Origin of the sequence: Enterococcus sp. FR204, assembly GCF_031143325.1 — a bacterium.
Classification (GTDB): Bacteria; Bacillota; Bacilli; order Lactobacillales; family Enterococcaceae; genus Enterococcus_B; species Enterococcus_B faecium.
Window position 1 is genome coordinate 1 of sequence record NZ_JAKZIW010000024.1, and the last position, 13,411, is coordinate 13,411.

At 38.2% G+C, this 13,411-nt stretch carries 9 protein-coding genes and 1 pseudogene; 2 read left to right on the forward strand and 8 right to left on the reverse strand.

The genetic code is table 11. The features are described from left to right. Positions 1-72 precede the first annotated feature (72 nt). From RG571_RS07090 to RG571_RS07125, 8 genes and pseudogenes are all read right to left on the reverse strand, one after another. Complete coding sequence (locus RG571_RS07090; RefSeq protein WP_258430372.1) at positions 73-1,437, reverse strand: NAD(P)/FAD-dependent oxidoreductase; 1,365 nt, start codon at positions 1,435-1,437, stop codon at positions 73-75. Next, positions 1,434-2,993 (reverse strand): annotated as a pseudogene (locus RG571_RS07095) (helix-turn-helix domain-containing protein). The gene RG571_RS07090 and the pseudogene RG571_RS07095 overlap by 4 nt, the downstream one beginning before the upstream one ends. Before the next feature lie 55 nt (positions 2,994-3,048). After that, entirely contained in the window at positions 3,049-5,529 is a 2,481-nt protein-coding gene (locus RG571_RS07100) for a hypothetical protein (RefSeq protein ID WP_258430371.1), read from the reverse strand. Then, positions 5,513-5,848, reverse strand: coding sequence for a hypothetical protein (locus RG571_RS07105; protein ID WP_002317909.1), 336 nt, complete (start codon positions 5,846-5,848; stop codon positions 5,513-5,515). The genes RG571_RS07100 and RG571_RS07105 overlap by 17 nt, the downstream gene beginning before the upstream one ends. A gap of 13 nt (positions 5,849-5,861) precedes the next feature. Next, on the reverse strand, positions 5,862-6,890 hold the full coding sequence (locus RG571_RS07110) for a DUF916 and DUF3324 domain-containing protein (protein WP_002317910.1): 1,029 nt from the start codon (positions 6,888-6,890) through the stop codon (positions 5,862-5,864). A gap of 89 nt (positions 6,891-6,979) precedes the next feature. Then, positions 6,980-7,660, reverse strand: coding sequence for a WxL domain-containing protein (locus RG571_RS07115; protein ID WP_258430369.1), 681 nt, complete (start codon positions 7,658-7,660; stop codon positions 6,980-6,982). A gap of 284 nt (positions 7,661-7,944) precedes the next feature. Further along, positions 7,945-9,048 (reverse strand): alpha-hydroxy-acid oxidizing protein, encoded by a 1,104-nt coding sequence (locus RG571_RS07120; RefSeq protein WP_002306159.1) that lies wholly within the window; start codon positions 9,046-9,048, stop codon positions 7,945-7,947. Positions 9,049-9,432: 384 nt separating this feature from the next. Further along, positions 9,433-9,903: a DUF4809 family protein gene (locus tag RG571_RS07125; protein WP_002301065.1), complete on the reverse strand. Its 471-nt coding sequence runs from the start codon at positions 9,901-9,903 to the stop codon at positions 9,433-9,435. Positions 9,904-10,232: 329 nt separating this feature from the next. On the opposite strand from RG571_RS07125, the gene RG571_RS07130 reads away from it, so the two are divergent. Both RG571_RS07130 and RG571_RS07135 read left to right on the forward strand, forming a co-directional pair. After that, complete coding sequence (locus tag RG571_RS07130) at positions 10,233-11,873, forward strand: malolactic enzyme (RefSeq protein WP_002306156.1); 1,641 nt, start codon at positions 10,233-10,235, stop codon at positions 11,871-11,873. Positions 11,874-12,026: 153 nt separating this feature from the next. Next, the gene (locus RG571_RS07135) at positions 12,027-13,349 is read left to right on the forward strand and encodes a 2-hydroxycarboxylate transporter family protein (RefSeq protein WP_002317912.1); all 1,323 of its coding nucleotides are present in this window, start codon (positions 12,027-12,029) and stop codon (positions 13,347-13,349) included. Positions 13,350-13,411: the final 62 nt, after the last annotated feature.

The window sequence follows — 13,411 nt, forward strand, 5'->3', positions numbered from 1 at the left end:
TTATATGAATTTTTTATTCTCGATTGATTAATATTTATTATATCCCCACACAATAAAAGACCGTGATATTTCTCACAGTCTTTTATCTACTCTATTGCTATTTGCTCTCTTAGCTAGTACTTTAAAAGCTAACTCATTGAGGTAGTGAAAACGAGAGGTGTATTCAGACAGAAATCCAAAATCCTCAACTGCTAGCTGTGGAATCGTAGTTTTGTGTTTCACGATATCCGCAAGCAGGTTCAAATCTGATAATAAGAATTCTTGGCTTATCAGCTGTCCGCCAATTCTTTCTAATGTATCCGGATGGTAGATCAGCTTTGCATTTACTGTTTTGTTTTCTTCATCGTATTGTGGAAATAGATCAAATTCTCCTGAACACGAACCGGTATTTTGTTCCAAGAATGGCGCTTCATCTTCTGTCAGCCCTACAGTTCCTAAAAAGTAGTCTATAATGACTGCTGCTGTTATCTTTTGTCTGAGGTCGTAAGCGGTTGGCTGACCACTCAAAGTTAGCGCTACTGCTCTTGCCATATGTACAGCTCGAGTAACTAAAGGTAAAAAGAGATGCCGTTTATTTTTGTCAAAACTGACTGGGACGATATCTCCAATCGCATAGATGTCCGGATCACTTGTCTGCAGATATTCATTGACTATCACAGTCTCATCCTCATACAAAGCCACTTTTTCTTTTAACAATGTCGTATTAGGACGAGTTTGGGCAGAAAAAATGACCATATCTGCCTTTATTGCTTGAGATAGAAGTTGTACGGATACTACTTTCTCTTCTGATTTTTTCCAATCGATCAAGAATTCATTTGGATAAAAATTGATTTGCTTAGTTTGCAGCTGATTTTGAAAACTGTTGATCATATCCTTATCGAAATATCTTGATAAAACATTCGGCATATAATCAACTAGATGAATAATGTATCCTTTATTTCTCAAAGCATCTGCTAATTCCAATCCAATATAACCAGCACCGAAGATCACTACTTCTTTTGCTTCTTTTAAAGCGGCAAGTACTTGCTTAGATTGCACTAGATTTTTATAGGTGTAGACATTTTCAGCTTCAATTTGTTTATACAAGGTGACAGGAGAGGAACCTGTTGCTACGATTAATTTATCATAGGTTATGGTCTCGTTTTTTCCTTCTTTGGATGCGAGGATGAGCTGATGTTTGTCTGGATCAAGTTCAGTTACTCTCCATTTGGTGATCAGTTTTGCCCCACTTTCTTGAAGAGTCCGCATGTTATGGGCAACTTCAGCTAAACTACGTATCTTTCCTTTTAAATAAAGGTTGATTCCATTTGAAACATAGCCTAGTCCATCTTTATGATCTTCATCGATCAGTAAAACTTCTGCTTTCGGTTGAAGTTTTCTTAGATTTAGGGCAGCTGTGATGCCTGCATGGGAAGCACCAATGATCACGATTTTCATGTTTTATTCATCCTTAAATTCAATTTTTCTAAATAACATTCTTTTAAAAATTGGTTCAAATAGGGGAAATCATAATTATATTCGTTGCTAGTGAATACAAAAACTTTAGCGGACTTCTGTGACGGGTACTCTTTCAATTGGCTAGTCAAAATGATATCATACTGCTTTTCTTTCTCGTATTCGACTAAATCATACTTGATCGTATTCAGCAATTGTTCCTGGATGATTTCTTTCACGATATCCGCCATTAGCCTTTCATAAGGAAGATCATAAGCAATTTGCAGACGTAATTCTAACTGCTTGATCAGCGTCCGCAAAATAGATGCATAGCGAGCAAATAATTCAAAGCGGGCATTTTCCTCGTCTACTTCAGTAAAATCAACAATAGCAAATGTTTGTCTGACCAATCTTTCACATAAAACCAGGAATTGTTTATCTTCTACTTCAGTTAACCGCTGTTTTAATCCTTCTTGGCCAAAAATATTCATCCATCCTCTAAAATAGGCAAAATGAGCGTGATTTTGCATCACTGTCAACGCAATCTTTTGCGAAATCTCTTCTGGAAAAACATAAAAAGAGAAATATTCTTCTATCGATTGTTTAAACGTTCGATTCAATTGAGCTACTACGTCGTCTTTGTATTTTTCGCTTATCAAAAACTCCTGGACATGCGAGTTATGTGTATCTAATGTAAAGTTACTGATCATGAAAAGATAAAAAACCAACGTTTCATTTTGATTCCAAGGAAAGGCATATTGAAAGAAGTAACGGGTCAAAAATGTATGGAGGTCCAATAAAAATTGTGTCGTTTGAAACAATCCAACAGGAAGATTGCTATAATCTGGTTTGGATTTTTTCGTACAGCGCATTCGCTTCTTCATAATGGAAAGCCATATTTAAAATTTCAATCGTCCTTCTTCTGTAATAGCAAAACTAAACTCTTTTTGCAGCAGATCTAAAAAAGTGTTTCCTGATAAATCACTGTATTCTTTTTTGTTTTCAAGATAAGGACGTCCAAACCAAAATAATTGGAAATAAAAATAACGAATTTGACTTTCTGGACCGGTCAGCCGCCCGCTTTTTATTTTCAGATGAAACTCATTTAAAGAATCATTTAATTCCTTCACTCTGCGAGACAAAGTAGCCGAACTGATATTAAGTTCCATGACAAGTTTCTGCCGATCAAATGAGCCATTTTCCAACAGATAAAGAAGTATCTGATATTTTGTAGAATAGCGCAAGTAGCAATGATAATAAACATCGACTGCTGCTATATTTCCATGTCTGATTAATAAAATATTCCCTTCTTGGATAACAATTTCCAATTGTTTGATATTTTCCAAGTTAGCTTGTAAATAAAACAGATCTTCTTTCAAGGTAGCCCGATCAACTGATAAGCGGGTAAGTACGTTATTAACGGAAATCTCTCCTTTTTCCTCTAATAAAAGTTGGAAAAGTTTGATTTGCCGTTGTTCATTTTTTTCAAGCAAACTGAAAAGTTCCAAGTCCACTCCTCCAAGCATTTCTGATTTTAACAGCAGAAGTTTCCTTCTCATCCTTGAAAAAGAGGATCTGTGACAGTTATCACAGATCCATACAAATTCTAATCACTTAGCTGGTTGGCCCAGCTGTCAGTTCCCATGTGACCATGCCTTGATACGTTGCGCCAGGTTGAGCATTCGTACTGCTATTTACCTCTAAGAGTAAACCATCGGTATCGGGAAAGTCAACGAGAACCTCTCCTTTAGCTGTTCCATCACTCTCATAAATCAACGTGTTTTGACCTTGCTGAATCAATTGCTTTGATCCAGAATGATTGAAGTATAATTTTGTTCCGCTTAATTCTTGACCTTGATTATTCTTAAATAAAGAAGTCAATGTCCCTGTCAGTTGCCAAGGAGACGTGCTTGGAAGCCGAGTATCCCGCACATCAAAAGAAAAACCGCCTTTTGCTTCATAATAACTTGTCTTCAACGGTTTGGGGAGATCGTTACCAAATGTAAAATCATCTGGTACATTAACTAATGTTAATTCTTGTTTGGGGACAAGAATTGTTTTAGCAGATGTTTGGACAACTGGGTTAGGAAGCTTAGCACCATCTGCTAATGTAATATTGCTGGAAAGTACAGCTGCCTTTGTCAGTATGCTGACGGATTGTACAGAAGTATCTACAGTATTTAATTGATAGTTGTAAGTAAGATGAATGGTATCTCCTATTTTGCTCAATAGATCTGCTGGGACAGAAACTCCTTGTTGAATGCCGGTATCTGCGATAGTTGTACCATTTAATTTTAAGGAACCATTGATATAAGTAGTATTTTCAGGAAGTGAGATCGTGATTTTTTTGTCGGTTATCGCATCCCCAGATTTTGTTAACGTGAATGTCACATTTTCTTGAATCGTATCTCCTGATAGAGCAGACAGGGGATCTCCTGTCTCAGGTTGTCTACTAAGGTTTTTTAGCTGACTATCTGCACTCACAGATGGAAAATTAGCCACTGTTATTTGAGGAAGAGTGGTGATTCCAGCTTGTTCAGACTGCCATTTGTACGCAAAAGACGGATACATGTTAGTAAGTACATCGTCCACCAAGCGATAATCAAAATAATATTGCCCTGAAGCCAATGCAGTTAGTGTAGAAGTAGCTGTATTTACACCCCCGTTATTTGATTGGATCGTTTGGAAAAGTTGATCTGTCCATCCTGTCGCTAATTTTTGGGTTCCTTTCGAATAAAGCCTGGAATGGATCGAACCCTTTTTTAGTTCAGTTGCTGACCAATTGGCCGTGACTTGGTACGATGCAGAAGAAAGGAGCTTTCCCCACTGACTATCGGCTGTTAAGTTTGTTGGTAAAACCGTTCCGTCTAGCTTGTACTGCTCCAATACCTTTAAAGCAACAGGAGAAAGCAATCCGCCTTGCGCATCTTTCCCACTGTACACGATATTGGCTGTCTGGTTCAATCCACTTGTGCTTGCTGGAGTATGAGTCAGTGTTGCTCCTTGTGTAACGTTTTTTCCTGTAAAATAGTTGACTACGCGATCAAAGCGACTAAATGGCAACTGATCAAAACGTCCTTCAGACAGCCCCATCGTCAATGTCCGACTATTGGTAGAGCCTGGAAGGTTCTGGTTATTTCCATCCACGTATTCTGTGGTATCAGCAAATGTATTATATTTTCCTGTTGAATCACTTGGTGAGATGTAACTATTCCACGTATTTATCTCTGCACTTGCAGAAAATGCATATACTCCTGGATTCAAGTTTCCGCCAGTTAATTTAGGATAAAATCTACCTGCAGCTGGAGCTAAAATCGAATTGAACATACGATCTTGGATAATATTATTCGAATCATAAAAATCAACAGAAAAAACGGCCTTTTTCGAAACAGAAGGCTGTAATCTGCCTTTTGTCAAAATTTTGTTTGGGCTCGTATCATATTTATCTCCGTTTTCTGTCATCTTCGCTACATTAGCTGTAATATCAAATTGAAGCGGGATATCGTCCACGTTGAATTCGCCTCGCGTAATAATAGCAATAATATCTGCTAATAGAGTATTAGTATCCCACGACCCCATCCCAAAACGCAAGGTATGGCTTCCTGCTGATAATAAACTTCCGCTAGTAACCTTGATGGGGGCACCGGCAATATACAAGTAGGCGTTGTTCCAGTCAATTGCTTTTAATACATCACTGCTTGATACATGTTCCGGCAAATTGATGATCGCCACAAACGCAAATCCTTGTGCAGTAATATTCACCAAATCAAGTACATTTGTTAGCTTCACATGGCTTTCCCAATGAAAACGGACCGTGCCACCTTTCCAAGGATCATTTGAACCATCGTTCAAATAAGTAGCAGTCAATTTAGGCAATTGGTTAGCCCCAGTTAGTTGGACAAGCTTCCCGCCATTGACTGCACTACGTCCACCATTTGGAGGTACGATATTTTCATACGTGTATGGATCATAAGAAATGGTAGGAGGCGTTGCTCCAACAGCTTCTGTCGAAGGTGAAAAGGTAAATATACTTAAAACAAAAAATGAAGTAAAAAAGAAGGAGCAAAAAAATGAAAATTTATTTTGTAGCAACATGTTCATCCTCCTTTTCCTTTCTTCTCCATAACAACAACCACGCAAGAAGCCATAATTCTATACCAATGATCAAATAAAGAAAACGGATCTTTTGTTCATTCGTCTCCGGGAATACGCCATGTTGATTAGATTCTTTATAAATCGGTGACTGTGTCTGCTGTTTTGATGCGCCATTGACTGAACCACTTGGATGCGGAACTGGACTTAGATCATAAAATGTAATCGTACCTGAACTTTTGGTATCTGCTTGGACTGGCTCTTGCCAGCTGAAGAACAGCAAACTTGCAATAATCCCTCCCAATAAGATCGATGTTTTCAACGAAATCACCTCATCATGTTGTTTCTCCTTTTTTCTTGTGGACCCACAAAAACAGCAAAATTAACAATAACACTAGAACTGCAGCAACCAATCCTGCATAAAGCCATGGGAAAGATTGTTCTTGTACTGCAAAAACGGAATTTTCATTTACTTTTTGTGCTTTTTCTTTTTCGATCGTAAAGTTTTGTGTAAATCGCCATTCATTACTGTCGCCTGATTTTGCTATGATTTCTGCGCGGTAATCGCCGGCTTTTGCTTTATCACCAGCTAAATCAAGATTCAAGTGAAAATTCGAATTTGGTGCAACTAAAAATGCATTAGACGTATTTTCAATATAAAGCTGATTTTCATAAAAGATCTTGCTCGTAAATATCAAATTGCTGATAATCCTAGGCTGAGGATTTTGGAAACGAAGCTGAACAGTTGGCTTTGCGTTGACCTCATCCAAATCTCCTGATAAAAGTTTCAGATCCGGTTCTATCGTCTCTTGACTTTCTTGTAAAACGACTGCGAGATTATAAGCAATACGATTTTTGATTTGTGCTCCTTCTGTAGCATTTTCTGTTTCAGCTTCTTCTTTAGGTGAAACATGAATACCCGCTAATACACGTCCCTTAAAGCTTTTTGCTGGGATTTTCACTTCTATAGGTACAGTTGTTTCTGCATGTGCTGATACATTGATTTCCTTTTTCGCAATGAGCAAAACGTCACGGACATCAAACGGCAATGTCTCATCTAACGTTGGTTTTTTTTGACTATAATCGATCGTTCCACCATCACTCGTTACCGCCGGATTGACAGAGACCTCAAATGTTCGTTCTTCATCTGAAGAATTGCTGATAATTACTTCTAGTATCTGATTTTGTTCCGGTGCCACTAATAAATCAAAATAACCGATTGCTTTATCTATTTGATTCTCTGGAAATACCGGTTTGATCCCAAAGTCTCCTGCTGAATCTTCTGCTTTACTGATTGACGGAAAAATGAAAAATAGACTTAAAATAGAAAAAAACGAAACAAACAGTCGTTTACTTTGATTCATTGTCCACCACATCCTTTCAACAACAACTGCGGTAAAAGATCCTTCACCTATAGTATTTTCACCGCAGTTTGTTGAATTTATTTCATACTCTATGCTACTGGGCCAGCCACGAGGTTCCAAGTCAAATCAGCCGTGAATGTTCCAGCTGCTGCTTTCGGCACTTTCAGTGTGATATTTGCTGGATCATAAACAGAAAGCCATGTTCCCAGACCTTGATCTTTTGCTGCTGTAAATATTGGTGTCGCTGCACTTGCTTTACTCAACCCAGTTACAGTTTGACTAGTTGGTCCAGTGGATTCGTTATCTGACGTACTTTTAACAGTGGATGTTCCAAAATCTAATTCAGCGCCTTGCAAAACTTGTGAACCGTTTACAAAATCTGAAACCGAAACTGTCACGTTCCACCCTTGTGCTTGGCCATCTGCACCTACACCACGACGATCTGATACTTGAAGATAAGGTGTATCGTTTTTTGAAGCGTCTACTTGATACGTTTTTGTTCCGCTTTCAATCTCGTGTGTACCAAATGGCAATCCGGGAACTACATCCAGTGTTAAAGGACCTGTCTGGCCAGTTGCTGGATTTTCCGGATCTGCTGGCTCTACTGGTTTTGAAGGATCAGTAGGGTTAAGAGGCTCCACGGTATTTGTTGGTTCAGTAAAGGTAATATCTCCTTTTGAAGTCGCTTGACCCTCAGCAAAAGCTGGTGTTGCCAAGCCGCCTAGAAGAAGTATTGAAAGTAATAATATCCCAATCATGTTCTTTTTCATAATAAATCACTCCTTTTTCTTAGTGACCTAAGTATAGTAGAGACAGTATGCAAAAAATCCTCATGAATTCATCCGTTTACTTGAAATTATGACCCTTTTTGTATAAAAAAGAAAAAAACAATAAAATCGTTTACATGAATATTCTTCCTTTTTTATTAAGTATGAAAAAATATTTCAATTTTATTTTTTCGTTTCAAATTATTCTATTAGTGACATCCTTGAACTATAAAAATAGGAGTACGGCATCATCTGCCGCACTCCTATTTGTTTTCGTCATTTGTTTCTTAAATAAAACGATTCTCACGCAATTTTATTTTTTTGATATCTTCTACTGTTTGTGTTCCAGCTAATTGCATGACCATTTCCAATTCTGTTTTAAAGAAATCAAACACTTGATGGACTCCTGTACTTCCTCCTAAAGACAATCCATAAATAACGGGTCTGCCAATAGCAACAAGATCGGCACCTGATGCGATTGCTTTGAAAACATGTTGTCCACGTCGTACACCGCTGTCAAACACGATTGGTACACGTTTATCTACTGCTTCTGCCACATATTGCAACGAATCAAACGCAGCAGGCCCACCATCTAATTGACGGCCACCATGATTAGATACCCAAATTCCACCAGCACCAGATTCTAATGATCGATAGACATCTTCTTCTGATTGAACACCTTTCACGTAGACTGGCAAATCAGAATGAGCAGCGATAAATTCTACATCTTTTGGACTAAGTTTTTGTTTGGAAGATTTATATACAGCATCCATCGTTTGGCCTACTCCTGATTGATAAGCCTGAACGATCGGCATTGGCAGCGGGAAGGTAAACCCATTTCTGCGGTCTGTTTCACGGTTTCCGCCAACTGTTGCATCCGCTGTCAATACGATTGCTTTTGCTCCATTACGCTTGGCCACTTCAAGAATATCCAAATTGATTCCATTATCTTTGCTCATATAAAATTGAAACCATTGCGGTGCTTTCTCCCCGCCTGCTTCTCTTATCTCTTCTAAAGTACAAGAAGCGTAAGAACTTGCTGTATAGATCGTCCCAAAATCTGCTACACCTTTTGCAGAAGCTTTCTCCGCCTTCACATGAGCTAATCCATGAGCAGCAACTGGTGCCATGATGATTGGTGCAGTCAGCGTTTCTTCATCAAAATGTGTAGTTGTATCGGGTAATTCTACATCTCTTAATACATGAGGAATAATCAAACGATGATTGAATGCCCGTTCATTTTCTTGATAAGTAAATAAGTCGCCAGCACCACTGCTGATGTAACCATAACCACCAGCTGGGATTACTTGTGAAGCCGCGATTTCTAAATCTTCCATATTGATAAAATCTACTATTCCTTCATTTGTACCTGCTTGATATGTTTTTTCCATCTCAATGCCTTCTCTCTATAAAAATTGAATGACAAACAATATGATAGCGTTTACATTTTTTATATTACTCTTCGACATTGATACAGGCAAATAATCTGTTTACATTTCAGCCATTCCAGATGTCACTACTATGGAAGAAATGATTATAATAAAAATAGATAAAAAGCCGATGGGACTTTGACAAAAGTCGTGTCAAAGTCCCTTTTTTTGAATAAACAGTGTTCAAAAGCCAGTTTCTCGGTATTAAGTCAAATTTATGCAAAAATGTGGAAAGCCATTTTCACAAAATTTTTCTTACTACTCGAAACTAAGCGACTTTTTCACAACCTCTCGATAAAACGGTGTTCCTTTTTCATCAACATTTTTACGAAATACTGTGGAAGACTATTGAAATAAGTGTGGATTGTTTCTTTGTGTTTCAATCGTTTCTTGCCATTCTTCATTTAATTTTGGATTACCGTTTTCTTCCTTGAACTCATAAGGTCCTAATTCAAAAAGCCCAGTCAGTATTTGATTCACGATTTCATATAGTTCAGTGTGATCAGACACATGATTCTTGAAGATCATCTCATTATCACCACGTTTGAACCTCACATTCGGGCTCTCATGATGAACCTCTATGCATTTTTCTCCTTTTTTTAACTGACGGACTTCTGAAAACATCTCATAAATATCTTCTCCAGTAAAACCTTCAGCAAGCGCCAGACTGTCCACAAGACCGCCTACTGTCAGTTCAGAGATTATTGCTTGATTGGAATCTAATTTTAATGTATAGCTTGTCGCTTCTACTACGCCACATGCATTGCAACCGCCTTCTGATAGTTCGCTTTTTCTGATCAATTGAACTTCTTGCATTTTCTGTTCCTCCTCTTAATTTTCTACTTATGTATTTTTATCACCTGACATAGGTGACTCCTATCAACGCTATCATGTGCTTTTTTCCTCAGAAATCCTATTTATCCATTCCATCTATCCCTTATTCTTCTACTTTTCTTTCTCTAGCATATAAGAGATACGCATAGTATTCAAGCAAGGATTGTCGATATAAAAAGAACAAATACTGCTATTTTGATTTCTTTTGGCTATATTACATATAAATAAAATTTATCATACCTGCTCTTTTTGACTATATCATCATCTGACTTCTATACTTCGTTTGTATTAAAACTTAGGAGGAATCATTCATGCTTACAGGGTTAAACTTATTAAATAATCCTTTTCTAAATAAAGGAACAGCTTTTACAAAAGAAGAACGGGCAAAATATGGAATCACTGGTATGCTTCCAAGTACTGTCCAAACACTGGAACAACAATCTGTTCAAGCTTATGGTCAATACTTAAGCAAACAAACAGATTTGGAAAAACGTATCTTCTTAATGAATCTATTCAATACGAATCGGACATTGTTTTATAAATTGATGGGCGAACATTTAGTTGAATTCATGCCTGTCGTTTATGATCCTGTCGTTGCGGATTCAATCGAACAATACAACGAAATTTTCTTGAAACCGCAAGATGCTGCATTTCTTTCAATCGACGAACCAGAAAACATCAAAGCAAGTTTGAAGAACGCGGCAGATGGACGAGACATTCGTTTGATTGTTGTGACTGATGCAGAAGGAATCTTAGGTATGGGCGACTGGGGTGTGAACGGTGTTGACATCGCTATCGGCAAATTGATGGTCTATACTGCTGCTGCTGGTATTAATCCAGCACAAGTTTTGCCTGTATCGATCGACGCTGGTACTAATAATGAAGAATTATTGAATAATCCCTTATACTTAGGCAATCGTCATGCTCGTGTAGAAGGCGAAACTTACTATGAATTCATCGATCAATTCGTTCAATCAGCTACCGAATTATTCCCAGAATTGTTATTGCATTGGGAAGATTTTGGACGAGGAAATGCTGCAGCGATCTTAGAAAAATACGAAGATCAAATCACTACTTTCAACGACGATATCCAAGGTACAGGAATTGTTGTCCTAGCAGGTGTATTAGGCGGATTGAATATATCCGGTGAACAATTGAAAGATCAAATAATTTTGACATTTGGTGCTGGTACTGCTGGTGTGGGTATCGCAAACATCCTTTTAGATGAGATGATCCGTCAAGGTGTACCTGAAGAAGAAGCACGCCAACATTTCTATCAAGTAGATAAACAAGGTTTATTGTTTGAAGATACAGAAGGATTGACTCCTGGTCAAATCCCATTCGCTCGCAAACGCTCAGAATTCACTAATGCTGATGAATTGACAAACTTAGAAGCAGTTGTAAAAGCGATCCATCCGACAATCATGATTGGTACTTCTACCCAACCTGGAGCATTCACTGAAGAAATCGTGAAAGAAATGGCTGCTCATACACCACGTCCGATCATCATGCCTTTGTCTAATCCAACAAAATTGGCAGAGGCAAAAGCAAAAGATTTAATAGAATGGACGGACGGAAAAGCATTAGTTGGAACAGGTATCCCTGCTGCTGATGTTGAATATAATGGTGTAACTTACCAAATCGGTCAAGCAAATAATGCTTTGATGTACCCAGGTTTAGGACTTGGTTTGATTGCTTCAACAGCTACACGAGTAAATGCTGAAATCATTTCTCAAGCTAGTCGAGCATTAGGCGGAATCGTTGATGTAACAAAACCAGGAGCAGCTATCTTGCCTCCAGTAGCAAAAATCACTGAATTTTCTCAAACGATTGCTGAAACTGTCGCAAAATCAGTTGTCGCACAAAACTTGAATCGTGAAGAAATCACGGATATCAAAGAAGCAGTTGAATCTGCTAAATGGGTTCCTGAATATAAATCTTTAGAAGATTAAGATCGTTATAGTAAAAGAACATACAGAAACTTTGTATGACGTCTAAAAAGAAAAAAGCGACTGCGGCAAAACAGCGGCCAGCCAACTCCTGCTCTTTTGCCGCTTTTCTTTGGCTTTTTTCATACGATACAGAATAAGAAAGGATCTGTAAAAATGGCACAAAAAAAAACAACTGCAACTGCAGTTGAGGAAAAGAAAAAAGAAGGTTTTTGGTCCACAAAAATCACCGGCGTAAGTTTGCCACTTTATTTGATCATGGTCCTTGTCCTGATCATTGCAATGGCTTTAGGGAAATTACCGACGAATATGATTGGACCAATCGCAGTTTTGGTTATTTTCGGTAATTTATTTCATTTTATCGGGACAAAAATCCCTATCGTCAAAAGTTATTTGGGTGGTGGTTCCGTTTTTGCGATCTTCGCTTCTGCTGCGATTGCTACATTTGGGATCTTACCTGAATATGTAGTGAAATCCACAGAAAACTTTGTCAGCAATATGGGCTTTTTGGACTTTTATATTGCTGCCTTGATTACTGGTAGCATCCTTGGTATGAACCGTAATCTATTGATGAAAGCTTCTGTTCGTTTTATTCCCGTTGCACTTATTTCAATGGTCGTCTCCTTTTTTGCCGTAGGACTCGTGGGCATGCTTATCGGAAATGGTTTTGCAAATTCCGTTTTATACATCTCATTACCTGCGATGGCTGGTGGTGTTGGAGCCGGAGCCGTTCCTTTATCAACGATTTATGCAAATGTTTTAGGTACGGATGCTTCTTCTATCATTTCCCGCCTGATTCCTGCTACAGCAATGACAAATGTCTTAGCTATCATCGGTGCAGCATTAGTTGCTCGTGCTGGACAATCAATGCCAAAATTCAACGGCAATGGTAAATTAATGGAAAAAGGCGATCTTGGCGATGGAAAACCTCGAACTGTGAAACCTTCCATTCCACAGTTAGGTGTTGGTTTGATGGTATCATTGACTTTCTTCATCTTAGGACAAATTGGTAACTATTTTGTTCCTAAAGTCCATGCATACGCATTTATGATTATTATCGTTGTCATCTGTAAAATCGCCAACCTATTACCAGAATATTATGAAGATGCAGCTATCATGTTCAATAACTTGATTGTCAAAAACTTGACAGCAGCTGTTCTTGCCGGTATCGGTATTGCGTTGTTGAATCTGAATGTATTAGCTTCTGCTTTGACATGGCAATTTGTTGTCTTATGTCTGACAAGTGTTATCGCGATTTCAGTTGTTTCAGGATTTGTCGGTCGTTTGTTTGGTTTATATCCAATCGAATCAACTATTACTGCTGGCTTATGCAACAACTCGATGGGCGGAACAGGAAATGTAGCTGTCTTATCTGCAGCTAATCGGATGGAACTTATTGCTTTTGCTCAAATGGGCAATCGGCTTGGTGGTGCCATCGTTTTGATCATCTCTGGTTTCTTGATGCAATTACTTTCTTAGTCAAAAAAACAAAAATACCTGATCATCAAGTATCGGCTTGATGATCGGGTATTTTTGTGATA

Excerpts from the sequence above, each read along its gene's own strand:
- RG571_RS07090 (WP_258430372.1), bottom strand. The coding sequence starts at position 1,437 with ATGAAAATCGTGATCATTGGTGCTTCCCATGCAGGCATCACAGCTGCC.
- RG571_RS07100 (WP_258430371.1), bottom strand. The coding sequence starts at position 5,529 with ATGTTGCTACAAAATAAATTTTCATTTTTTTGCTCCTTCTTTTTTACT.
- RG571_RS07110 (WP_002317910.1), bottom strand. The coding sequence starts at position 6,890 with ATGAATCAAAGTAAACGACTGTTTGTTTCGTTTTTTTCTATTTTAAGT.
- RG571_RS07115 (WP_258430369.1), bottom strand. The coding sequence starts at position 7,660 with ATGAAAAAGAACATGATTGGGATATTATTACTTTCAATACTTCTTCTA.
- RG571_RS07120 (WP_002306159.1), bottom strand. The coding sequence starts at position 9,048 with ATGGAAAAAACATATCAAGCAGGTACAAATGAAGGAATAGTAGATTTT.
- RG571_RS07125 (WP_002301065.1), bottom strand. The coding sequence starts at position 9,903 with ATGCAAGAAGTTCAATTGATCAGAAAAAGCGAACTATCAGAAGGCGGT.
- RG571_RS07130 (WP_002306156.1), top strand. The coding sequence starts at position 10,233 with ATGCTTACAGGGTTAAACTTATTAAATAATCCTTTTCTAAATAAAGGA.
- RG571_RS07135 (WP_002317912.1), top strand. The coding sequence starts at position 12,027 with ATGGCACAAAAAAAAACAACTGCAACTGCAGTTGAGGAAAAGAAAAAA.